The sequence below is a fragment of the Companilactobacillus halodurans genome, from assembly GCF_009600995.1.
Classification (GTDB): Bacteria; Bacillota; Bacilli; order Lactobacillales; family Lactobacillaceae; genus Companilactobacillus; species Companilactobacillus halodurans.
Genome location: NZ_VDFO01000044.1, coordinates 1 through 23,476, shown reverse-complemented (window position 1 = coordinate 23,476; position 23,476 = coordinate 1). Strand labels below are relative to the sequence as shown.

Sequence of the window (23,476 nt, the reverse complement as noted above, 5' to 3'; positions counted from 1 at the left end):
ATTTAGAAATCTTGACCATTTTATTAAGAGAATAAGATTGATTTGCGCATAAAAAAAGTACCCTCAATGAGGGTACTTAATAAGCTCAAAAATCATTCATCAATACGATTTGACAAAGAGCCATTTATTCGACTTGGCAGCCCTTTTTTAAAATATATTATTCTGTATCATAGCGATTTAAGACATAAATTGCTAGAACAACGATTATAGCACCAATGATTTCAGCAAAATTTACTACGTAGTGCAAGAAAATAATGCTCAAAACTAAAGTTGTAAATGGTTGGACCGCATCAGTGATACTGATGATTGCGGCAGTAGTATATTTAGTACTTAGAACCATCAATAAGAAGGCCGAAACAGTACCCAAAAGAATTACAGTTCCAATTCCTAAGACACTAGTTGTATCCATTTTTGGTGGATTGACCCAAATGGGACTAAAGAAATTAGAAATAATACCAGCAATCAGCATTCCCCAACCGGTAATTAAGATACCATGATATTTAGCAATCAATGATTGTGGGATTACGACGTACAAGGCAGCTGTGATACCACTACCAACACCCCAAAGAACTGAAACGAGTGGGATAGATAAGTGACCGATGTCGCCACGGGTAATCATCAAAACCACTCCGACTAAAGCTAAAATAAATGAAATGACATCAACTCGTGAAGTCTTCTTCTTTGTAAAAAGAATTGCACCGACCATGATAAATAGCGGTGATAAATACTGCAAAATAGTAGCGGTAGAAGAGTTACCTGTTTTAATGGCATGGAAGAAAGTAAACATGTTAGCTAGTAAACCAAAAATAGCAAATGCGACTAACGTTAATAAATCTTTCCAATTTTTGAAAACAGCAAAGAAATCTTTGCTAGGTAAAACAATCAAACCGACGACCAACAAAATGATACCAGCAACTGTCGTCCGAGTGGCAATAAACCACATCGCAGGGATGTTCAGGTTCTTAGCGACAATTTGTAAAACAGTACCTGAAATACCCCAAAGAGCAGACGCACAAAATGCTAACCAGAACCCTTTGCTAAGAGTTTGCTTGGTTAGTTTTTTACTCTCGTCCATGAAAAATCCTCCTAAAAAAACTAATAGGCTTATTATACCTGTGAACATTCGCTTTTGACTATTATTTTTTTATATCATGACGTTTGGCATAAAAAGGTATGGCACAAAAGTATTGTGAACAAAGGGTTTTTACCCGATGGTATATACCATATTTAATTTTTTATAAATAAAAAAAGCCGAATTTTCATTCGGCTTTAATGCAATATTATAAGTTTTCATCCATATTAAATGTAAGTTTTGATAAATTGATACCCTTAGTATAAAGTTCACCAAAGAAATCAGTTGTCTTATCACGCATTTTCTTAACGATCTTTTGGTTACGATCAGTTAAGAATTCAACTAATTCATCACCTGAATAGTCAGCAGCTAACTTATCTGTTTCAGCAACGAAAGCACGTAATTCTTGACGAATATCTGTTAAATAGTCGATATCATCTTGAATGAATTCACTGTAATTTGATTCAACTAGAACTGAAAGGGCATTGTACATCCAGTAAGCATCTTTGAAATCAAATTTGAGAGAAGCATCATTATATGAAGGATCTGTTTCATTCATATTTGTATAGAATGGAATGTAAGGTGTAAATGTTGGGAAACCGATACATAACCACATGATAGCAGCGTATTCTTCGGGAACATCGTTTCTGATTTGAAGAACGTGCGAGTTTTGAGTTCTGTTCAAACCGATTGGACGGTAACGGTGCTTGTCATCATCTGAAGCGTAAGGACTGTATGGATCAAATGGAGTTTCATTATAGTGTGAACCCAAAACATATTCGATGTCATCAACTGAAATCTTGTGTTCAGTCTTCATGATGAATGGTAGTTCACCGTCTTCTGGGTCTTGTTTGATTTCGGGATTGAAATACTTTTGACCGAACCAAACACGTGGAGTGTTATAGTGACGGTCTTTCAAGTTATCTGTACCAAAAATGTGTCTGAAGTTAAAACCAGTTTTATCAGTGTTCAAGTGGTTCTTCTCAACAAATTCTTGAATACCATCAGACCACATGAATTGTGATTTATCGTTGAAATCAACTTGTTGAATTGAGACACGGTTAGCACAAACAGCGTAACTGTCATCAGGAATTCTTTGAGCTACCCAGTGGTGTCCAGTAACGATTTCCATGTACCAAACGTCGTCTTTATCACTGAATAGTAATGAGTTTCCAGCAGGTGAGCCAAATTTTTTGATAAGGTCGCCAGTGCGTTTAACAGCACCCTTAGCTGAGTCGACATAAGGAAGAACCATACGTACGATAACGTCTTCGTCCATACCATCTTTAATTAATGGATCAAAGGCTAAAGCACGTTCGTTACCGTAAGTACTTTCTGTGGCAGACATGGCAACGTTCTTACCATTAATACCACTTTCATCATAGTAACCAAATTTCTTGTAGTCCACGTTAGGAACTGCAGGCCATTTGTAGCCATTTTCTGGAACTTCTGATTCAAAACCGTTAAGCCATGACTTAACTTTACGGCCTTTTTTACCGGTAACGGCTGGATTCAAAACGAAGCTATGTGGAGCAACGGCAAAAAATGTATCGTCGTTTCTAGCAATCATTGTTGATCCATCTAAACTGGCGTTTTTACCAACTAAAATAGTTGTACAAGCGTCATCCAAATGATTCTTATTCATTTTAAGAACTCCTCCTATCTATATTGATTCCATTCTATCATATCTAATCTGCTTAGTTATCCAAACTTGTTCTTTAATATCTTTTATAAATAATGCTATAATTTTCTAAATATGGGAGGACAATAATGGATCTTGATACAAAAAATCAAAGCGATTCTTTTTTAAAGAATTTGCTATTAGGTTTTCAACATTTATTGGCCATGTACTCAGGGGATATTTTAATTCCAATTTTGATTGGTGCTTCTCTAGGGTTTAATGCCAAGGAAATGACTTACCTAATCTCAGTTGACATATTTATGTGTGGTGTGGCAACGTTGCTTCAAATAAAACGCACACCATTAACTGGAATCGGCTTACCAGTTGTACTTGGCTCAGCTGTCGAGTACGTAACGCCGTTACAAAATATTGGTCATCACTTTGGGATAGCTTATATGTATGGTGCCATCATCATTGCGGGTATCTTCATCATGTTGATTTCAAAAGTATTTGCTAAATTAAAAAGATTTTTTCCTCCAGTCGTTACTGGTTCATTAATTACTTTGATTGGTTTTACTTTAATTCCGACTGCTTTTACTAATATTGGTGGTGGGGATGCTGCTGCCAAAAGTTTTGGTAGTTATTCTAATTTGATTTTAGGATTTTCAACTGCGTTAATAATTGTCTTGGTCAGTATTTTTGGTCGCGGCTTTATTAAACAAATTGCGGTTCTAATCGGGATTGTTGCCGGATACTTATTGGGTATCGGCATGGGACAAATTGGCTTTGAAAGTGTAGGACAAGCTCACTGGTTCCAGATTCCACAACCATTTTATTTTGCAACTCCTAAATTTGAATGGTCTTCAATCTTGATTATGCTACTGGCATCATTGACTTGTATGATTGAGTCTACTGGTGTTTATTACGCCTTAGCTGAATTGACTAAGCGTGACTTGTCAGAAAATGACTTGCAACGTGGCTATGCCTCAGAAGGTCTAGCTGCTATCTTGGGTGGTATCTTTAATACTTTCCCATATTCAACCTTTTCTCAAAATGTTGCGGTTGTCCAATTGTCTGGTATCAAAAAGAATAAGCCAGTCTATTTCTCAGCTTTCTTATTGATTATTTTGGGATTGATTCCTAAGGTTGGTGCCGTCGCTGAATTGATTCCATCAGCTGTTTTAGGCGGAGCCATGTTGATTATGTTTGGTACTGTCGGTATCGAAGGTATTAAAATGTTGTCAAAAGTTGAAATGAGTAATAATAATATTATGATTATGGCTGTTTCAATCAGTTTGGGCCTTGGTGTTACTGTTGAGCCAACTCTGTTGCATTTCTTGCCTTCAACAGTTCAAACAATTTTAAATAATGGTTTAGTAGTGGGTAGTTTTTCAGCAATTATTCTTAATTTATTGTTAAATTCTTCTAAAAAGACCGCTAAATAAGCTTCAATTCATTCACAAAGTTTGGTCATATTTTCATCACATTTGGTACGTATACTTATCAATAAATAAGATAAGCGTACGTATTTTTTTTCGACGAAGGAGTGAATGAAATGATTGAATATAAATATATCACCACAGTAATCAATAAGTTTAACTTGCCACTAGAGGTAAAGCTAGCTACTCCAAAGTCATCGATTGATCAAAAGTTGATTGATGAAACGACCGCTCAAATCACAAAGAAACTTGAAGAATACGATGAGGTATTTTCAATTGAAAATAAAAATTCATTTCTATATAAATTCCAAAATGGCGATGAAACAGCATTGATTGTTTCGGACCCCTTCAAAGAGGTCTATGAACAAACGATTATGGCTGAACAAATGACCCAGCATTATTTTAGTTCCTATTATAATGGGAAATATGATCCGATTGGCTTATTGAATGGTTGGACAATCGACAAACTGTTCAATCAATATCTTTTACCATTATTAAGCGTTGATGGTATTGATGGCGTGTCACTTAGATGTGGCGAGGAAGTTCGTCTAGCTAGTCGCCCTAATATTGATTTTCGCTGGCGAGTAGCAATCAAGGATCCAAGAAACCTGAATAATCTCTTGGCTACATATTTTTTACAAAATGGGGCTGTTTCAACTTCTAACGAGATGAAGAGTTTGCGAAATGAAAAAAGTAAGATTGAGCAAGTTACGATTGTTAGCAACAATGCTCTAGATGCCAATATTTGGTCGTCAGCTGGCATTTCAGCCGGAACGAATAAGTTCCCTAGCTTTATTGCTAAATACAGTTTGACGGGCATGATTGTTGATAAAGACAGTGGTTTAATAAATTTCCGAGATGGATTTTCGGATAAAATAGCAATGAAGAAATGAGATTAGTTCATAATCTCATTTTTTTGTGCATCATTTTTTCTAAATTTGGTCATAAATACTTCAAATATCACCATTATAGTTATTTATATAATCAAAAATGATTATTTGATATGAATTCAATGAGGTACATTATGCAAATTAAAAAATATGTTTTTCTTAAAAAAGTAATTAAACAAATGAATATGAAATTTGAATTAAAAATCGCTACAACTAATCCAGACATTATTGTTACTGAACAGTTAAAGGTAGCAACGCAGAGGGTGAATCAAAAGCTGCAGGATATCGATCATGAATTTTCCCAATTCTCGTATGATTCGTTAGTTTCTAGGTTTCAACGTGGCGACCGTCGACTATTACAGTCATCAAAGGATTTTCAGATGGTTTATAACACCGCTACATTGGCTGAGCAAATGACCAATGGACTTTTTTCACCATACTTTGCAGGTAAGTATGAACCTGGAAAAATTGTCGAGACTTGGGCTTTAGGCAAAGTTTTCAAAGATGAGTTGGTACCGTTGCTAAAGAATCCAGAAATTTTTGGCGTCTGGTTAAGTAATGACGAACAAGTTAAGGTCGCTACTAAACAAGAAAGTGACTTCAATTGGTCAATTGATGTCCATGATTTAGATAGTGGCGAGGTTATTTCAACCTATTATCTACAAAACGGCGTTATATCGCAGCAAAAAAATGATTTTGATAGCAATCTACACAAGCAAAAAAGTGATATCAAGCAAGCTATCATCGTAGGAAATAATACCGTTGAAGCTGGAGTTTGGGCTCTAGTTGCCACTTTTAGCGAGGCTTCGGATTTCATATCCTTTGTCGAACACTATAATTTATCCGGATTATTGATTAATAAGGAAAATGAAACTTTGAATTTCAATGATGGTTCAATAGTTCAAGCAGAATCAATGGCGAAATAAAAAAGGCAGAGCAATCAATTTTGATTGTTCTGCCTTTTAACGTTCTAAAAAATTATTTATATGTAAAATTAATCGTCCCAGTCTTCAACTTCATCTTTGTAACCATCAGGATTACCGCTCCAGAAGAAGTCACCATACCAAAGGCTTCTCTTATCTGTATCAAAACCGTTGATTTCTTTCATGTCGGCGTCACTTAATTCAAAGTCGTAGACATCGGAATTTTGAACGATTCTTTCTTCGTGAACTGACTTAGGAATTGTGATGATACCATTTTGAAGATCCCAACGTAGGATAACTTGAGCGACTGACTTGTTATATTTGTCAGCAATCTTCTTCAAACGACTGTCGCCAAGAACAGAACCGCCACCAAGTGGAGACCATGCTTCAAGATAGATATCATTTTCATCACAGAAGTTCTTGATATCAACTTCTTGGCAAAGTGGATGGAATTCCATTTGGTTAACAGCTGGTTTAACTGAACCGTGCTTGAGGATATCCTTTAATCTTTCAATATTGAAGTTAGAAACACCAATTGCACGTGCTTTTCCTTCTTTATAAATCTTTTCAAGAGCGCGCCATGTGTCCATGTATGTGCCATCAACTGGCCAGTGAATCAAGAGTAGATCTACATAGTCTGTTTGCAATCTCTTTAGTTGGCCTTCGAAGTTGTCGAGAACTGATTGATAGCCTTGGTCGCCATTAAAGATTTTTGTTGTTAGAAAGATATCTTCACGTTTGAGACCATTATCTGCAAAACCTTTTTGTAATCCTTCACCGACACCAGTTTCATTACCGTATTGTTTAGCAGTATCAATAGCTTTATATCCGTGTTTCAATGCCCATTGAACAGCTTGGGATGCACCGGAATTGTTAACTTTCCAAACACCCATTCCTAATTGAGGCATGTCAACGCCATTATTCAAAGTTACTGTAGAATCCAATTTTAAATTCATATTCTAACCCTCCATAATTATAATTTTAACGCAAATATTATTGGGATACTTGGAAATAAACTTGGTATTTGGTATTGTTTATTTGTATACGCTGTCAGTTAAGGACTTTAACGTATTTGGGGGAAGGTGTATCACACAATGATGGAAATGGATAAAGAATTCACAAATGACGATGAAATTAAATCTGAAATAATAAATTTATCAGCAATTTTAAAATTGCCTAAGGGGACCGAAGCCCATGTTAGTGACATTCATGGACATGATGAAAAGTATTCAAATATCATTCGTAGTGGTGCTGGAAATATTAGTCGTAAAGTAAGTGAACTTTTTAATGGCCAATTGACCACAATTAATCAGAAAAAATTAGTTTCTTTGATTTATTATCCTGAAGAAATTCTCAAAAAAGTGATTGCTGAGTTTAATGAAGATAATGATAAAGAACAATGGTACTTTGGTACCATCAACGAATTGATTCAAATCTTAAGGTATGTTTCTAACAAACATCCCGAGCACATTATTAATGAAGCGTTAGATAAAAAATTTAAGGATTTAGTTAAAGAATTAATTTTTAATGACTTGAATGCTGAGGATAAACGTCAGTATTATCAAGAAATCGTTAAGGGCTTGATTAAGTTAAATGTTTCTAACGATTTTATCTTAGTCATCTGTCACGCCATCCAAAAATTAGCTATTGAACGGATTCATATTCTAGGGGACGTCTATGATTTTGGACCTCATCCAGATTTGATAATTAAGCAGTTAGGTAATAGTTGGCAAAACTTTGACTTCGAGTGGGGCAATCATGATGTCTTGTGGATGGGAAGCGTCGCCGGTTCGAAATTATGCATGCTTAATTTGATTCGCATCAGTGCGCGCTACCATAACTTGGGATTGCTAGAAAACGTTTATGGCATTGATTTAACTTCATTGATTAGATATGCGCTCAATCGTTATATTTCACTGCCAAACTTTGAACCCAAAGTGGTCGTTGATGGTGAATCAGACGATGAAAGAAATATTGATAACTGTGTTCAGCAGGCGGCAGCTATCATGCAATTTAAGCTAGAAGGTCAAGCCATCAAGCGTCGTCCAGAATTTAAAATGGATGATCGGTTGTTTTTAGATAAACTGAGTTCAGATCGTAAGAAGGTTACGATAGATGGGAAGAGTTATTCAATTGAAAATGGTTGTTTCCAAACCGTTAATCCAGCTAAGCCTTATCAAATCACTAATAGTGAACGAGTTGTTTTGATAGATTTGATCAATCAGTTCACGCAATCAAAGAAATTAAATCAAGATATGCGTTTTATGGCCAATAATGGTTCGATGTATGCCAAGCATAACGACAATCTTTTATTTCATGGCTGCATACCAGTTGATAATCAGGGTAATTTTGTAGAGATGACTTTGGATGGCCAAAGATATTCTGGTAAAGAATTGAGTGATTACTTTGAATTCATTTTGAAAGATGGACTGAGACATCCAACAACAGGCGATTGCTGGAATTCGGACGTGATCTGGTATCTTTGGGAGGGCGCTAATTCTCCATTATTCGCTAAAGACAAGATGAGAACTTTTGAACGTTACTTTATTAGTGATGACAAATTACAGCAAGAACATCACAATCCATTTTTCAAATTAAGTCATGAAGAATGGTTCGTAGACAAAGTATTAAAGGAGTTCGGCTTAGGTCGGCGTGGTCATATTATTAATGGACATACGCCTGCAAAAGAGGTGCCGCCAGTTCGGGCCAATCAAAAATTTATCATGGTCAACGGAATGTCGGAGTCAAAAGTTGGTGCTGATGTGAAGAATTATGCTTTGTTGATTGATTCTTATGGGATGTTGTTGGAGACGCTTAAGCCATTTACTTCTCGTGAGGAAGTTATTAAGTATATGGCTGATATTACTGAGGACAGGGATGTTGTTGAGTATTCTTCTGAAAGGAAGACTATTGGCGATACTGAATATGGCGAGGATATAAAAAAGCAGATAGAATTTCTATCTGCTCGGTTGGATGATTGAATTATTTATGATTAATTTATGGGAGGAATGGTCTCTATTGATTAGAGGATTGTTCCTCCTTTTTTGTTTCGGTGAACTGAACGCTTCTATGTTTTATAGTGGAAACGAGCTCCAGTGGGGCAACTCCCTGCACCTAAGGCTATTTCCCATCTCGTCTGCTACGCAGCCAAGCTGTGAAATTGTCTTAGGCTCCGGGAGCTGACCGCCCCACTTACGCTCTCTTGTTTTTCCATTCGTCTTTATCTTCGTCCCAATTCTCTGATAAAGCATGTTTAGGTAGAATTAGGTTCAAAATAATTCCAACTACAGTGGCAACTCCGACTCCTGTGAATTGGAAGCTTCCTATTTGTAGATAGGCGTTTCCGATTCCTATTACTAAGATAACTGAGGCTATCATTAGGTTGCGTTTTTCGTTGAAGTCGACTTTGTTGTCTACTAGGATTCTCAAACCACTGGATGAGATTACTCCGAATAAGACAAAACTGATTCCGCCGATTACTGGTCCGGGGACGGTTTGGATTAGGGCACTTAATTTGCCGACGAATCCAAACAAAGCGGCGAAGACGGCTGCTCCTAAGACTACGTAAACACTGAAGATTTTATTGACGGCCATAACGCCGATATTTTCTCCGTATGATGTGACAGGAGGACCACCTAAGAAGGCAGCTACGATTGAGGCTGTACCATCACCGGCTAAAGTTTTATGGAGGCCGGGATCTTTAAAGAAATCACGGTTGGTCAATTCATCAAGCACCATGATGTGGCCTAAGTGCTCTGCCATTGTGACAAAGGCTATCGGCGCAAAGCTCAGGATGGCGCCCCAATAAATTTTCTTGGGCATGTAATTGATAAACATCGTATCAAAAGCTGGTAGTTTGAACCAAGGCGTGGAGACTACTTTGGAGAAGTCGACGATACCTAAGGCTAATGCTAAAACGTATCCGCCAATGATACCTAGTAAAATAGCAATATTACTCCAGAATCCTCTTAGATACATGTTGAGAAGAACTGTTAAAAAGAGGGTGAACATGGCGACACCAAAGTATTTGATGTCATAATGCGACCCATTCATCATGGCGTTATCAGCAGCTGAACCAGCAACTGACATCCCAATCACGATAACGATTGGTCCTACGACGATGGGTGGCAAAGCTTTGTCGATCCAATCAGAACCGATAAAACCAACGATAAGTGAAACGATTAAGTAGACGCACCCAACGGCAATAGTACCTTGAGCAACACCTGGATAACCGACTGTTTTCATCAAAGAGACCATCGGCACAATGAATGAAAAACTAGAACTCATGTAAGCTGGAATCTTACGATGAGTAATTAAAATATGAATGATAGTTCCAACACCGGAACTAAAAAGTGCAATACTTGGATCTAGTCCAACCAATAGCGGAACGAGGACTGTGGCACCAAACATTGAGAATAAGTGCTGTAATGATAAGAAGGCCCAACTGCTAAGTGGTGGTTTTTCATAGACATCTAAGACTGCATCTGGATTGCGATACTGCTTATTATTTGTGTCCAAAATGAACATCTCCCCACGTTTTATTGCAAAAAAATAGCCCTCTATCCCGTGTATGCGAAATAAAAGACTGAACGTGTTTCCTTATTAGCCTCACGGGACCAAGATTTAAAGGACTATTTGATTTCTTTAACTATAATTGAGTTGCAAACTAAAGTCAACAATGAAATACTTAGAGTTGTAATTTTAAAGCGCTAACACAGAGGAGAAATTTTATGGTCGAACTATATATTGTCAGACATGGAGAAACTGATACTAATTATGAAAATCGTATCAACGGAATGTCGACAGATATGCCATTGAATGCCAATGGTATCAAGCAAATTGAAGAATTAAAAAAGCATCTTGATATTAATAAATTTGATGAGGTTTATTCAAGTCCATTGAAACGAGCAATGCAAACTGCTGAAATTTTGAATCAAGGCGTACATGAAGTCCAACAAGATAAACGACTTTATGAAGCTGATTACGGTTCATGGGATGGCATTAGAGAAGAAGACTTGGTTGATAAGTATCCTGATGCCTTCGATGAGAATAACTATTTATTGCCAAGCTATACGAAGTACGCTAAAAATGGCGAAGAATATGCTGACGTCTACAAACGTGTTGAAGATTTTATGGACGATATGGGAAAAAAGGGCGACGAGAAGATTATGGTCGTGTGTCACGGATTCGTTAGTCGTTCATTCTTAAAAGTTGTCACTGGTGCAGATGATATTTCACGTATCATTCAACCTGATAACGGTGGAGTTTCAAAATACACCATTTCAAAGAGCGGCACTAAATATATCAACTACTATGGACGTGTGAACAACATCGATTAGAGGTGGACATGTGAGTCTAACTAATAAAGTTCCAGAAAAAGATGTTCAAAAAACTTTTAATAAAATTGCGAATCAATATGATAAATTGAATTCGATCATGAGTCTTGGCACTCATCAAAAATGGCGTCAAAAGGCTACGCAAAGGATTGTTAATGGTCCAAACGAAATTTTAGATCTTTGTTGTGGAACGGCTGACTGGACGATTATGTTAGCTAAAAGGTATCTCCATGCAAAAGTTATCGGACTTGATTTCAGCTCTGAAATGTTGAAAATTGCGCAACAAAAGGTTGGTAAAAATCAAGTCACCAATGTTATTTTACAAAGTGGCGATGCAATGAATCTACCTTTTCCTGACAATCAATTCAGCGTTATAACGATAGGATTTGGCTTACGCAACGTGCCTGATGCCAAACAAGTATTGAGTGAGATTTATCGAGTTTTAAGACCAGGTGGGCAATTGATCTGCCTAGAGGCTTTCAAAGTTGAAACGCCAGTCGTTAAATTAGGTTGGCAAGTTTACTTTAATCAAATAATGCCATTAATGGGTAAAGTCTTTGCTAAAAGTAAGCCGGAATATCAATATTTGGATGATTCAGTTAATAAATTCGTCAGTATCAAACAATTAGCTGAAATGATGCAAGAAGTTGGCTTTAAAAATATTCAAGTTGATGACTTGATGTTTAAAGCCGCAGCCATCCATTCAGCAGAAAAATAGCATAAAAAAAGAACACCCGGGGAAGGTGTTCTTTTACTTTTAGGGGATTAAATATATATGTTATAGGGGGGATGAGATGAGAATTTCTATCTCTCATCTACAACTAATACTATACTTAAGAAGTGTGAACCAATTATTTTGAAAATATGAAGAAAGTGTGAAGATTAATATTTATTGATAATATTATTTGTAGCAAGCTAACAATTGTCAAATAGGGGTGGTTAAATGTCAAATATTCGAGATGTTGCAAAACTTTCTGGTCATTCAGTTTCAACAGTGTCACGCGTGATCAATCACCGTGGATATGTTTCAAAGACAACGAAACAAGAAATTTTAAAAGCCATGGAACAAGTCGACTATCATCCAAATGATGTGGCTAGAGCACTAAGTACTGGCAAAACTCATACAGTTGGAGTAGTTTTACCATATATAAGCATCCCTTATTTCCAAAAGTTGGTTTCCGCGATTACTAAAGTTGCTTTTAAGGAGAATTACCAAGTAACTTTATTACCGTCAGATTATAATAAGAAAAATGAGATTAATTATTTAGAAATGTTGAAGCATCGGGCTTTTGATGGTTTGATTTTTACTTCTCGTTCCATTTCATTTGAGAAAATTTTGGAATACCGCCAATATGGCAACATTACTTGTTGCGAAGATACTTTTGATTATCCCATTTCATGCGCCTTCACTAATCGTGAATCCTCCTATATTAATGCTTTTCAAATCATCAAGGATTTAGGTTATCGGCATATCGGCGTTACGGCTAGTAGAAATGAAGAATCTAGTCCAACGACTAGGCTGACAAAATCAGCTTATTGCAAGGTCTTTAAAAAAGAGGTCGATAAAGATCATTTTTTTAAAGGGGTACTAGATTTTGAAAAGGGAGCCGATGCTGCTAAGCAGTTGATAAAAGCAGACCCCAATTTAGAAATTGTCTTTGCGAATAGTGACCAAGTCGCTGCAGGCTTGATTCGACAATTTCAAAGAATGAATATTGAATTGCCAGTAGTAGGTCAAGAAAATCTTGATTATAGCAAACTCATGGATTTTTCAACAGTGGACCACCATCTAACAGAAATAGGTGAATATGCCTTTTGGTCTGTCTTTGAAAAAGGAATCGTTAAAAAAATGATAACGTCTGATTTTATTGAACGCGGTATTTTAGAAAAGCAAAGCCAACAACAATAATAAAAGATTGAGAGAAAAATTTATGCGTGATTTGAAACGAATTATCGACGATGGTAAATTCATTTATTTAAATGATAGTCCCCTCCAAAATTATCCACATGATAAATTGATTGAATTGTTAAGTGATTACTATGATAAGGAACAGACTGTTTCTTCAGTGATTAATTATCATCAATTAAATATGCGAGCTCGTGATTTATCACTGGCGCTGCCTTATTTTAAGACAGATGTTTCATGTCCGTATGATAAAGCCAAAATGTTGCAACGTTTGCCGTCGAGAAGCAGCAGTCTTCAAAATGGGACAAAGATTTGTCCTAGTTGTGGTCATCAAATTTTTGCAGAATATAATTATAATACGATTTGTGAATGCCCTAATTGTCAGGCTAAACGAATTGATTTTCAAAATGATTTAGAAAAAATGTATCAAGAAATCAGACCCGTAATATATGAGAAAATTAATTTAAAAGGAAAAATTGAATTAGCGGCACTTTTAGAAGAATTCTCAATTAATAATTTCGATGACTTTGGACCATTTAGGTTAACTTATGGAAATTTTCCCATGCAGGTGGTGGAAGATTTAGCAGATAGAAAAATTATTGTTCCATCTAGTCAAAATATTCCTGAAGCTTTTGAGAAGGCAGATTTTAAAAAAGGCATTATGAATTTTGATTTATTTAAAATTCGTTGGCGTTTGAATGTTAAAATTTCCAATTTGAATAAAAGTCAAACTCTGAATCGAGTCAAACAGGTAGATGGTATCGATGCTGACGATGATGAAATAAAAGATTTATATCGTGAGATTGCCTTAGGCGTTTTGGATGGTTATCTTGAGAGTTTTTATGAGATTTTTTCCAAAAATACTGAAGAAGAGCTTGATGAGTTATATGCCAGTGTAGCTGCTTGGACACAAGAATATACGCCACATGCCATTCAAAAGATTAACAATGAACTTATTAATGAAAGTAATAGTGTTGAAAAAATACGATCAAGCGATGAACCAACTTCAAAATATTTAAATATGCTTGATCGAAAACTCCAAAAAAGAGGTCATCAAAAAATAACGGGAAATTCCTCGCTGGTAAATGCAGTTACTCAAGTTTTCTTTGAACAATTTTTAGGTGATGACGACTGGGACAATGTTTTGATTCCTGTTGGTCGCCAAAGTGCTAGAAGGATGCCACCATTTATCTTAGATACAATGCTAGAAAATATTGAAACAGACGTGAAAGTAATTCCTGAGTTGATTGGTAATGCTCAATCTTATTCCATTACGAAATTAGGAGTTTGTCTAAATTATCCAAAGGCAAAATCTAAATTGATTACTGATGAATTGACAGCTTATCAGTTTGTGAAAGATCAATCTGAAATCCAAGCCGCTGATGATTGGTGGGAAATTGAGAAGTTTGGCTATCAAATCGATAGTTTCTATTCGTTAAATTTTATTTTAGAATTGATTAAATATCTGAAAAAAAGCTCGGTTCAAGAAGTTTTACAAAGAATTTAGCAAGCAAAAAGGACATCCTTGGGGAAGGATGTCCTTTTTTAGGGGATTAAATATTGTTATAGGGGGGATACGAAAAGAGCTTGCACTCTTAACAGTTTATATTTCCGGCTTATCATGAAATTTTTATTTTTAATTATTAACTATACGAAACCTGGATAGCCCAGTTTGATAAGTCTTTAAATTTTATAAATTCTTTGTCCTTTTGTGGCAAAATGCCACATCCCATCAGAGTAGAGATATTCCACTCTGCAACTATTAGTATAGCTTATTTTTAATTCAACTACTACCGACAGATGCTCAAATTCACATAAAAAAAAACACCTCGGGGAAAGGTGTTTTTTAATTAGGGGATTAAATATATATATGTTATAGGGGGGATGAGAAAAGGGATTATTTATATCTCTCATCTACAAATACTATGTTACTTAATCTTTATGAATTATATATTTATAAAATGTGAAGATTTTGTGAAATAATAAAAGCCTTTCCAAAATTAAGAGAAATAAATAGCCATGACAATTAAAAATAATCGTCATGGCTATTGGAGCTTTGGAAAGTTGAGTATGTTTATACTGCTTTCTAGAATATTTGTAAGTCTATATTTAATTGATAGGATCTATCGTGATATTAATTAATCGATATCAACGTGGTGTCCAGAATCTTTTTTATCTTCCAATTTTGGAAGTGTGATTTGTAAGACACCCTTATCATATGAAGCTTGAATATTTTCTTGATCAACTGCAGGGAGGTGATATTGTCTCATGAAACGGCCACTTGAACGTTCGCTCATAATCATATCGCCATTCTTGTCGTTATGATTATTGAAACTATCACGGTGACCACTAACAGTGAGCACATCGTTTTCATAATTGATGTCGATATTCTTCTTATCAAAAGCCGGCATATCGACGTGAACTTCATAATCTTTATCTGTTTCTTTAATATCAGTCTTTAGATTTGAATCTTCTGGGAAATTGTTGTCAAATATGGATGGAACACCATTCATCCAAGAATCATTATTGAACCAGTTTCTCATCAAATTGTTACGATCCATAATATCATTTGCCATATTATTTACTTCCTTTCCCTCATTACAAATAGATTATAAGACCCCTCAGATGGAAAGTTCAAGAATTTAGCACTCTTAATTGTCGAGTGCTAAATTCCTCAAAAAATAAGTAAAAAATAACGGTATTTGGTGTGATACAATTAAAATTGAATAAAGAAGGTTTTGAAATGACAAAATTGATTTTGAAGCGTATCTATGACAAAGAATTACCAGCAGGCTACCGTGTTTTAGTAGATCGTCTTTGGCCACGAGGCATGTCTAAAGTAAGAGCCAATTTGGATCTTTGGGCAAAACAAATTGCTCCAACGTCTGAACTACGTAAGTGGTTTAGTCATGACCCAAATAAATATGCGGAGTTTAAAGAAAAGTACTTGACCGAAATTAAGGATAATCCTTATACGGAAGAATTTTTAAACGATATAACTGCTGCTTTAAAAAAGCAAGATGTTTTGATTTTATATAGTGCCAAAGATGAGGAACACAATGATGCAGTTGTCCTGATGGAATATCTAAATTCAAAAATTTAAATATTTTAGATTGGTTGGCTAATGGTTATGGAAGAATTCGATCTACGTTCTCTAATATCTAGTGATGATAAAACTTTAATCCGTCTATTGCAGTCTTATGCTAAAACAAATGAGATTGCCGTTTTTGTTTTGAGCAATGATGATCATTTGCAGACGGATATTTTTGGCGACTTATTAGAAAAAAAGACCTTGCTAAAAATAAATGATCAATTTGACTTATCTCAATTAAGTATTAATAAATTTAAATATAATATCGAATATTCTGATGAGCCTTTAAGAATAGCTTCGATAAATCAACGAGTAGGGAAAGTCTGCGTAGCCCATGATGTGAAATTTAAAACGGGTCCAGAACACCTTTGCTTGATGCAGCATTTACAAAAACATGCTGCTTTTTTGCGTCAGTTGATTGAAAGCGCTTCAAAATTAATAATTAAAGATCGTGGAATCGATGATTTTCTTATTAGACATTATAATGTCAATGAAACGATTAGCGAGTTAAGTGAAAGTGAAGGTTGTGCACTTCAAAAAATCAAAGGGATGTCGACTGCCAATAGTTCAATTATTTCGGCGATTTCATATATTGATAATAATTTAAATAAACATTTAACGCTCGACCAAGTTTCAGGAAAGGTTTATTTGTCTGACTATTATTTTAGTAAATTATTCAAAAAAGAAACTGGTTTGAGTTTTTCAGTTTATCTCAACGCACGTAAAATTCAAAAGGCGATGCTCCTTTTAAAGGAATCTGATAAAAGCGTTCAAAAGATTTCTGAAGCATTAGGATTCACGAGATTAAGCTACTTCAGTCAGACGTTTAAGAAATACACTGGGTACGCACCCACTAAGTATCGAACAGGAAGCAATAAATAAATAATTATATAGGTATTTATAACTAGTAATCTTTGATAGCAATATTAGAAGATTACTTTTTTTGTGCAAAATATTGTAGTAAACTTTAAACTTAGTGTACTTTAGAACTTTTTTGTGCATTTTTAAGGAGAGATTTTAATGAAAAATGTCTTTAAAAAGGAGTCAGTCGATACTTATCTAAAAGCTGACTCAAGACTAACCCGAACTTTAGGAGCACGTGATTTGTTGGCACTTGGGATTGGGGCTGTAATTGGGACTGGTATTTTTATTTTACCGGGACATGAAGCAGCTCGTCATGCCGGACCAGCAGTTGCCATTGCCTTTTTGATTGCGGCGTTAGTTTCGGGACTAGTAGGAATGGCCTATGCAGAGTTTTCCTCAGCTATGCCAGTCGCTGGTTCAGCGTATTCTTTTGGGGCAGTTATCTACGGCGAAGTTGTCGGCTGGGTCCTTGGTTGGGCCTTGATTCTGGAGTATTTTTTGACAGTTTCTGCCGAGGCCGTTGGATTTGCTTCATATTTTAACAACAATATTTTAGGGGCCTTTGGCGTCACAATGCCAAAATTCTTGTCAGCCGGGCCCTTAGAAGGTGGTGGAATCAATCTTTCGGCCACCTTAATTGTGTTAGTGATTGCCGTGATTATTTCTCATGGAGCCAGTCTCTCCAAAAAAGTTGAGAATGTGGCTGTTTTAGTTAAGGTAGCGATAATTATTTTGTTCATCGTTGTCGGTGCTTTTTATATCAAGAGCAGCAATTATGTACCATTTTATCCTAAAGAGTTTCAAACTAAGCCCTTTGGATTAGGTGGCTTGTCCACAGCTACAGCGACCGTCTTCTTTGCCTTCGTCGGTTTTGATGCCTTAGCAGCTAATTCAGCTGAGACCGTTAATCCAAAAAAAGACGTCGTTAAAGGAGTCTTAGGAACCGTCGTCGTCGCTGTCATCTTGTACGTAGGCTTCTCATTTGTTTTGACAGGAATCGTTAATTATAAGCAACTCAATGTTGACGATCCGGCTGCCTATGCGTTGAAAGTCGTTCATCTGAATACTTGGAATAAACTGATTACGCTTGGAGCATTAGTGGGTATTTTTACCTCGTTGTTGACCATGTTCTTTGGTGGCTCACGGCTAGTTTATGCCTTAGGGAGAGATGGATTGTTGCCCGAAAAAATGGGTGAAGTCGATGAAAAGTTTTCGGTCCCTAAAAATGCTATTATTGTCGCAACAATCGTTCAAGCAATTTTTGCTGGGTTAGTGCCATTGACGCAATTGACTGAATTGATCAATGCCGGAACGCTTTTAGCATTTATTTTTATCTCATTTGGGATTATTCCCTTACGTAAACGTAAAGACATTCCAAACGACGGTTTCAAAATGCCATTTTATCCAGTCCTACCAATTTTTGCTGGTTTAGCCAGTCTTTATTTCTTACTAATGCTGCCAAGCATCTCTAAGATTACGGTTGGAGTTTGGTTAGTTATCGGAATCATCGTTTATCTAACTTATGGGCTAAAACATTCAAAATTACAGAATAGGAAATAGAGTTAGCAATCATTGATTGCCAGCTCTATTTTTTTATTATTAGAAAATCTCTTTTTTTATTAGAAAAATAGTAGTTAAATTTTCACTTAATGTAAGTCCATTTTGAGAGGAAGCCTTGTCGTGCGAGATATTTTTAAGAAGCAATCTGTAGATAACTATTTAAAAACAGATGCCAGATTGACCAAAAGTCTGACAGCTCGGGATTTATTGGCATTAGGAATCGGTGCCATTATCGGAACTGGTATTTTTATCCTACCAGGACATGAAGCAGCTCAGCACGCCGGACCAGCAGTTTCCATTGCCTTTTTGATTTCAGGAATTGTAGCTGGAGTTGTGGGGATGGCTTATGCGGAATTTTCATCTGCCATGCCCGTTGCCGGTTCAGCTTACTCGTTTGGATCAGTTATTTATGGCGAATCAGTCGGTTGGATTTTAGGCTGGGCTTTGATTTTGGAATATTTTTTGTCCGTATCAGCTCAAGCAGTAGGTTTTGCTTCATATTTCAACAATAATATTCTAGGAGCGATTGGGATTCATCTGCCCAAATTTCTCTTAGCGGGGCCGATGGAAGGTGGCGGCATCAACTTATCGGCAACCTTGATAGTCTTGATTATTGCCTTTGTCATCGCCCATGGAACGAGCTTATCTAAGAAGGTTGAAAATGTTGCAGTCGTTGTAAAAGTTACAATCATCGTTTTATTTATCGTTGTTGGGGCCTTTTATATCAAGTCGAGCAACTATGTTCCCTTTTACCCCCAAGAATTTCATTCTTCACCCTTTGGCTTAGGCGGACTCTCGACGTCAGCAGCAACAGTTTTCTTTGCTTTTATCGGATTCGATGCCTTAGCTTCCAATTCAGCGGAAACTATCAATCCAAAAAAAGATGTTGCTAAAGGAATTATCGGGACCGTCGTTATAGCGATTATTTTATACGTAGCATTTTCGTTAGTCTTAACTGGAGTAGTCAATTACAAACAGCTAAACGTCGATGATCCAGCGGCCTTTGCTTTAAAAACTATTCACCTTAATATGTGGAATAAGTTGATTACTATCGGCGCTTTAGTCGGAATTTTTACCGCTTTATTAACGTTATTCTTCGGTGGTTCCAGACTAGTTTACGCTTTAGGCCGCGATGGTTTGTTACCTCAAAAAATGGGTGAGGTCGATATGAAATACTCCGTCCCTCGTAACGCCATTATTGTAGCTACAGTCGTTCAAGCGTTCTTTGCTGGGCTTGTTCCATTAACGCAATTGACTGAACTAATCAATGCCGGAACGCTTTTGGCTTTTATCTTTATATCCTTTGGAATCATTCCTTTAAGAAGAAGAAAAGATATTCCAAATGACGGTTTCAAAATGCCACTTTATCCAGTTTTACCAATTTTTGCTGGTTTAGCGAGTTTGTATTTCTTGTTGATGTTGCCTAAATCATCAAAAATCACCGTCGTTATTTGGCTAATTATCGGAGTAATCGTCTACTTTACATATGGTTTGAAACATTCGAAACTGCAACAAAAAAAGTAATCCCAATTAAGAGATTACTTTTTTTTGCTTTTAGGAGCTTTATTATTATTAATTTGGTGAATTATCAAGGTAACGATAATTGCTGCCACTAATACGCCAACGAAGACGAGATTAGGGATTTCAATATCAATTGCCGGAATCGATAAGAACAATTTAATTGAGATGAATAGAATCAAGAAGTAAGCCATTCCGTTTAATTCAGGAATCTTGTTCATCAAGCCCATGATAAGTTCAGCGATACCTCTCATGGCTAAGATACCAATCATACCACCGATCAAGACGATGACAGGGTTACTGGAAACAGCCAATGAAGCTAGAACTGAATCAATTGAGAAAACAATATCCATCAATTCAATGGAAATAACTACTTGCCAGAAATTAGAAATGTGCAAATGTCTTTCTAGCGCATTGCCAGGCTTCTTTCTTTCCTTAGGGACTTCAACTTTCTTGTTGCGATCTAAGAAGAAGTGTTTGATGAAAAGATAGAAGAGATACAAAGCACCGAAGACTTTGATCAACCAGAAATCAATCAGGTAGACCCCAATTCCGATAACCAAGAATCTGAAGATATAGGCACCGAAGAGGCCATAAAATAAGGACTTCTCCTGTTCCACTTTATTTGGCAATGATTGTGTCTGAGCGGCTAAAACAACCGCATTATCTACAGATAAAATACATTCCATGACCACCAATGATAAAATAACTAGCCAATCTTCCCCCGATTCAATCACGGTTGCCCAGTTATTAAGGTCAAAGAACGGGCCGTACATATTTACAAGTGCATTCAATCAATATTCCTTACTTTCTATTTGTTTTGTTGAATAAATAATAACAGATAGTGTTATCTATTTACAATTAGTCTTGAAAAACTTAACGAAAAGCTTTCTTTTTCAAAAAAATACAGCCTGATAATCGTAATTTGATTATAGACTGTAAAATGATAAATATTTAAGCACCTGGAACAATAGTTGTGTAAATCAACCAAATATTTAAAATGGTCAAAACTATCGCAATAAAGTAACCTACGTATTCGGTAACTTTACCATTGGCAAATTCACCCATCAGTTCTTTGTTACTTGAGAACTTAATCAATGGGAAAATCGAGAATGGCAAGGCGACACTCAAGAATACTTGTGAGAATGTTAGTAGCGATTCGATTTTAGCTTCATTACCGTGGAAGACGATGGCAAAGGTAATAACAGGGATGATGGAAATCAAACGAGTAATTACACGTCTTGCCCAAAGCTTCATCTTCATGTGGATGAAACCTTCCATAACGATTTGTCCTGATAGCGTACCTGTGATAGTTGAGTTTTGACCAGAAGCTAGTAGGGCAACGGCAAACAGAATACTCAACGCAGGACTGGCAACAGAACCAGCGACTTTAGGATCTTGTAAAGCATTGAAGAGGTCAACGAAACGACCTAAATCACTCTTAGTACCAAAGAATAGTGCAGCACCAAGTAAGAGAAGCAAAGTATTAACGATAAAAGCTAAAGTTAATTGAATATTTGAATCCCAAGTAGAAAATCTAACGGCTTGGTGAACGCTCTTTGGATCATTACGATCATATTTTCTAGCTTGTGAAATTGAAGAATGCAAGTATAAATTGTGAGGCATAACCGTTGCACCAACGATACCTAATGAAATATAAAGCATGCTTTGGTTTTGAAGGATTTCTGGATCTGGTACGAAACCAACGACCATTTGTCCCATGTTTGGCTTGGCTAAAATAACTTCATATAAGAAAACAGCTAAGATAACCATAATAAGTGCAGCAACGATTGCTTCGATTTTTCTAAAGCCTAATTTCATTAGGACTAATAGTAGCAATACGTCAAATGCGGTGATGATGACACCCCAGAGGACTGGGATGTTAAATAGTAATTTTAAAGCAATGGCGGAACCAATAATTTCAGCAATATCAGTTGCCATAATGGCTAATTCGGTGATTATCCAAAGAATGAAACCTCCGACTTTACTAGTTCTATCTCTAGTAAGCTGGGCTAAGTCTCGTCCTGTCACAATGCCTAGTTTAGCTGCCATGTATTGTAAGAGCATCGCAATTAAACTAGAAATTAAGATAACGGATAATAGTTTGTACTTAAATTGGGCACCACCAGCAATCGATGTTACCCAGTTACCTGGATCCATGTAACCCACGGCAACTAAAGCGCCTGGACCACTATAAGCTAATAATGTTTTAAAGAAACCAGCATCAGTCGGAACTTCTACGGTGTCATTAATTTCTTCCAATGAAGGGCCATTAGCATAATGGATTAGACCTTCGTGTTTTTCCTTTTTATCACTCAAGTTTATATCCCCCTTTTTTAACTCAACATATAATATCATGTTAGAGCCTTACTTTAAAGGAAATAAACTAAATAATTAAGTCTCCCTAACAATTGTCTTCTATAAACCAATCAATCAGGCTAATGTAAGCGCATATCAATATTCTAATAGATTTAGGAAGCGTGAATTCTCCAAAACGTCAAAATTGATATAATAATTGGCAATACTTTCGGACCAGCTTCCTGTTTTTCATACGTGAGTACGATACAATATAGGTAAGAATTAATTTTGAAAAAATCAAGCTACTTAATTATAATGACTAGAAAAGGGATAGAGTTAAATGAGTGTAATACTATTAATTGTTGATATCATCTTTCTAATCGGGGCTGTCTTCAATGTTTATTGGCAGTCACAAATTGAAATAAGATCGATTTATAAAATTTCGTCACTGATCTTTGCAGCCTTTATTGGCGCTTGGTTGTTAGTGGCACCAACTGGACAATTATCATATATCGTTATGGTAGCGTTGTTTATGTTGCTTAATATCATGAATGGAGTCGGCGGCGTTGGCGAAAAGAAAATCGTCTTAAACGGCTTTTATTCAGGTGTCCTCGATTATGCCCAAGTGGTTCATGTAACTTTGATTCCCATTGAGATTCAAGGACGCAGGCCAAAAGTTGCCGTGATTTTTAATACGAAGAGACCACAACAAGTTGAAATGAACTTCAATATTTCTTATAAGGAAATGCAAAAGTATCTTCAAAAGAAATTATCTAATGAAGCTTCCGTTGAAGTTGGACAAATTTAAATATAAATTTTGATATCAAAAAAGCGGCTGTTCGTCAAATTAAGTTGATGGCAGTTTACATAAGCAGTTAGATCATAATTGGTCTAGCTGTTTTTTATTTGGCTGACGAGCTTGCTCGGAGCCAAAAAATTTGAAGATTGATACGCTTAA

20 protein-coding genes are annotated in these 23,476 nt (G+C 36.2%); 13 read left to right on the top strand and 7 right to left on the bottom strand.

Annotation, left to right across the window (positions count from 1 at the left end):
* Positions 1–157: 157 nt before the first annotated feature.
* Together FHL05_RS10655 and FHL05_RS10650 are read right to left on the bottom strand one after the other, a co-directional pair.
* Positions 158–1,075 carry a DMT family transporter gene (locus tag FHL05_RS10655; protein WP_153386157.1) on the bottom strand — a complete coding sequence of 306 codons (918 nt, stop codon included), beginning with the start codon at positions 1,073–1,075 and terminating at the stop codon, positions 158–160.
* 205 nt (positions 1,076–1,280) lie between these two features.
* On the bottom strand, positions 1,281–2,717 hold the full coding sequence (locus FHL05_RS10650) for a C69 family dipeptidase (RefSeq protein ID WP_153522631.1): 1,437 nt from the start codon (positions 2,715–2,717) through the stop codon (positions 1,281–1,283).
* 125 nt (positions 2,718–2,842) lie between these two features.
* On the opposite strand from FHL05_RS10650, the gene FHL05_RS10645 reads away from it, so the two are divergent.
* The 3 genes from FHL05_RS10645 (at position 2,843) to FHL05_RS10635 (ending at position 5,948) form a co-directional block, all read left to right on the top strand.
* A complete protein-coding gene (locus tag FHL05_RS10645) occupies positions 2,843–4,138 on the top strand; it encodes a nucleobase:cation symporter-2 family protein (protein ID WP_153386159.1) in 1,296 nt (431 codons plus the stop codon).
* A 110-nt stretch (positions 4,139–4,248) separates the two neighbouring features.
* Positions 4,249–5,025: an FAD:protein FMN transferase gene (locus FHL05_RS10640; RefSeq protein ID WP_153522629.1), complete on the top strand. Its 777-nt coding sequence runs from the start codon at positions 4,249–4,251 to the stop codon at positions 5,023–5,025.
* A 131-nt stretch (positions 5,026–5,156) separates the two neighbouring features.
* A complete protein-coding gene (locus FHL05_RS10635) occupies positions 5,157–5,948 on the top strand; it encodes an FAD:protein FMN transferase (RefSeq protein ID WP_162000287.1) in 792 nt (263 codons plus the stop codon).
* Positions 5,949–6,016: 68 nt separating this feature from the next.
* Here FHL05_RS10635 and FHL05_RS10630 read toward each other — a convergent pair whose 3' ends face one another.
* Entirely contained in the window at positions 6,017–6,901 is an 885-nt protein-coding gene (locus FHL05_RS10630; protein WP_153386165.1) for an aldo/keto reductase, read from the bottom strand.
* Positions 6,902–7,039: 138 nt separating this feature from the next.
* Between FHL05_RS10630 and FHL05_RS10625 the strand changes: the two genes are divergently transcribed.
* Positions 7,040–8,926: a fructose-bisphosphatase class III gene (locus FHL05_RS10625; RefSeq protein WP_238334010.1), complete on the top strand. Its 1,887-nt coding sequence runs from the start codon at positions 7,040–7,042 to the stop codon at positions 8,924–8,926.
* A 211-nt stretch (positions 8,927–9,137) separates the two neighbouring features.
* Here FHL05_RS10625 and FHL05_RS10620 read toward each other — a convergent pair whose 3' ends face one another.
* Entirely contained in the window at positions 9,138–10,463 is a 1,326-nt protein-coding gene (locus FHL05_RS10620) for a uracil-xanthine permease family protein (protein WP_238334011.1), read from the bottom strand.
* A gap of 212 nt (positions 10,464–10,675) precedes the next feature.
* Here FHL05_RS10620 and FHL05_RS10615 point away from each other — a divergent pair, with 212 nt between their 5' ends.
* The 4 genes from FHL05_RS10615 to FHL05_RS10600 all read left to right on the top strand — a co-directional run bounded on the left by FHL05_RS10615 (position 10,676) and on the right by FHL05_RS10600 (position 14,694).
* Positions 10,676–11,284, top strand: a complete 609-nt coding sequence (locus tag FHL05_RS10615) for a histidine phosphatase family protein (RefSeq protein WP_153386169.1) — start codon at positions 10,676–10,678, stop codon at positions 11,282–11,284.
* A gap of 10 nt (positions 11,285–11,294) precedes the next feature.
* Complete coding sequence (gene ubiE, locus FHL05_RS10610) at positions 11,295–11,999, top strand: bifunctional demethylmenaquinone methyltransferase/2-methoxy-6-polyprenyl-1,4-benzoquinol methylase UbiE (RefSeq protein WP_162000286.1); 705 nt, start codon at positions 11,295–11,297, stop codon at positions 11,997–11,999.
* A gap of 225 nt (positions 12,000–12,224) precedes the next feature.
* Positions 12,225–13,190, top strand: a complete 966-nt coding sequence (locus FHL05_RS10605) for a LacI family DNA-binding transcriptional regulator (protein WP_153386171.1) — start codon at positions 12,225–12,227, stop codon at positions 13,188–13,190.
* A 22-nt stretch (positions 13,191–13,212) separates the two neighbouring features.
* On the top strand, positions 13,213–14,694 hold the full coding sequence (locus tag FHL05_RS10600; protein ID WP_153386173.1) for a hypothetical protein: 1,482 nt from the start codon (positions 13,213–13,215) through the stop codon (positions 14,692–14,694).
* Between the two features lie 631 nt (positions 14,695–15,325).
* Here FHL05_RS10600 and FHL05_RS10595 read toward each other — a convergent pair.
* Positions 15,326–15,763 carry an Hsp20/alpha crystallin family protein gene (locus tag FHL05_RS10595; protein ID WP_153386174.1) on the bottom strand — a complete coding sequence of 146 codons (438 nt, stop codon included), beginning with the start codon at positions 15,761–15,763 and terminating at the stop codon, positions 15,326–15,328.
* Positions 15,764–15,930: 167 nt separating this feature from the next.
* Here FHL05_RS10595 and FHL05_RS10590 point away from each other — a divergent pair, with 167 nt between their 5' ends.
* The 4 genes from FHL05_RS10590 (at position 15,931) to FHL05_RS10575 (ending at position 20,226) form a co-directional block, all read left to right on the top strand.
* A complete protein-coding gene (locus tag FHL05_RS10590) occupies positions 15,931–16,290 on the top strand; it encodes a DUF488 domain-containing protein (RefSeq protein WP_153386176.1) in 360 nt (119 codons plus the stop codon).
* A gap of 27 nt (positions 16,291–16,317) precedes the next feature.
* Positions 16,318–17,160 (top strand): helix-turn-helix transcriptional regulator, encoded by an 843-nt coding sequence (locus FHL05_RS10585; protein WP_238334012.1) that lies wholly within the window; start codon positions 16,318–16,320, stop codon positions 17,158–17,160.
* A gap of 138 nt (positions 17,161–17,298) precedes the next feature.
* Positions 17,299–18,702 (top strand): APC family permease, encoded by a 1,404-nt coding sequence (locus tag FHL05_RS10580; protein WP_153386178.1) that lies wholly within the window; start codon positions 17,299–17,301, stop codon positions 18,700–18,702.
* Between the two features lie 120 nt (positions 18,703–18,822).
* The gene (locus FHL05_RS10575; protein ID WP_162000285.1) at positions 18,823–20,226 is read left to right on the top strand and encodes an amino acid permease; all 1,404 of its coding nucleotides are present in this window, start codon (positions 18,823–18,825) and stop codon (positions 20,224–20,226) included.
* 14 nt (positions 20,227–20,240) lie between these two features.
* Here FHL05_RS10575 and FHL05_RS10570 read toward each other — a convergent pair whose 3' ends face one another.
* Positions 20,241–21,014: a TerC family protein gene (locus FHL05_RS10570; RefSeq protein ID WP_153386182.1), complete on the bottom strand. Its 774-nt coding sequence runs from the start codon at positions 21,012–21,014 to the stop codon at positions 20,241–20,243.
* Between the two features lie 160 nt (positions 21,015–21,174).
* Positions 21,175–22,578: an Nramp family divalent metal transporter gene (locus FHL05_RS10565; RefSeq protein ID WP_420360967.1), complete on the bottom strand. Its 1,404-nt coding sequence runs from the start codon at positions 22,576–22,578 to the stop codon at positions 21,175–21,177.
* Between the two features lie 280 nt (positions 22,579–22,858).
* On the opposite strand from FHL05_RS10565, the gene FHL05_RS10560 reads away from it, so the two are divergent.
* Positions 22,859–23,326: a hypothetical protein gene (locus FHL05_RS10560; RefSeq protein WP_153386186.1), complete on the top strand. Its 468-nt coding sequence runs from the start codon at positions 22,859–22,861 to the stop codon at positions 23,324–23,326.
* The last annotated feature ends 150 nt before the right edge of the window (positions 23,327–23,476 follow it).

What these genes read in the sequence shown, in the direction of transcription:
- FHL05_RS10655 (WP_153386157.1), bottom strand. Translation starts at nt 1,075, where the DNA reads ATGGACGAGAGTAAAAAACTAACCAAGCAAACTCTTAGCAAAGGGTTC.
- FHL05_RS10650 (WP_153522631.1), bottom strand. Translation starts at nt 2,717, where the DNA reads ATGAATAAGAATCATTTGGATGACGCTTGTACAACTATTTTAGTTGGT.
- FHL05_RS10645 (WP_153386159.1), top strand. Translation starts at nt 2,843, where the DNA reads ATGGATCTTGATACAAAAAATCAAAGCGATTCTTTTTTAAAGAATTTG.
- FHL05_RS10640 (WP_153522629.1), top strand. Translation starts at nt 4,249, where the DNA reads ATGATTGAATATAAATATATCACCACAGTAATCAATAAGTTTAACTTG.
- FHL05_RS10635 (WP_162000287.1), top strand. Translation starts at nt 5,157, where the DNA reads ATGCAAATTAAAAAATATGTTTTTCTTAAAAAAGTAATTAAACAAATG.
- FHL05_RS10630 (WP_153386165.1), bottom strand. Translation starts at nt 6,901, where the DNA reads ATGAATTTAAAATTGGATTCTACAGTAACTTTGAATAATGGCGTTGAC.
- FHL05_RS10625 (WP_238334010.1), top strand. Translation starts at nt 7,040, where the DNA reads ATGATGGAAATGGATAAAGAATTCACAAATGACGATGAAATTAAATCT.
- FHL05_RS10615 (WP_153386169.1), top strand. Translation starts at nt 10,676, where the DNA reads ATGGTCGAACTATATATTGTCAGACATGGAGAAACTGATACTAATTAT.
- FHL05_RS10605 (WP_153386171.1), top strand. Translation starts at nt 12,225, where the DNA reads ATGTCAAATATTCGAGATGTTGCAAAACTTTCTGGTCATTCAGTTTCA.
- FHL05_RS10600 (WP_153386173.1), top strand. Translation starts at nt 13,213, where the DNA reads ATGCGTGATTTGAAACGAATTATCGACGATGGTAAATTCATTTATTTA.
- FHL05_RS10595 (WP_153386174.1), bottom strand. Translation starts at nt 15,763, where the DNA reads ATGGCAAATGATATTATGGATCGTAACAATTTGATGAGAAACTGGTTC.
- FHL05_RS10590 (WP_153386176.1), top strand. Translation starts at nt 15,931, where the DNA reads ATGACAAAATTGATTTTGAAGCGTATCTATGACAAAGAATTACCAGCA.
- FHL05_RS10585 (WP_238334012.1), top strand. Translation starts at nt 16,318, where the DNA reads ATGGAAGAATTCGATCTACGTTCTCTAATATCTAGTGATGATAAAACT.
- FHL05_RS10580 (WP_153386178.1), top strand. Translation starts at nt 17,299, where the DNA reads ATGAAAAATGTCTTTAAAAAGGAGTCAGTCGATACTTATCTAAAAGCT.
- FHL05_RS10565 (WP_420360967.1), bottom strand. Translation starts at nt 22,578, where the DNA reads ATGATATTATATGTTGAGTTAAAAAAGGGGGATATAAACTTGAGTGAT.
- FHL05_RS10560 (WP_153386186.1), top strand. Translation starts at nt 22,859, where the DNA reads ATGAGTGTAATACTATTAATTGTTGATATCATCTTTCTAATCGGGGCT.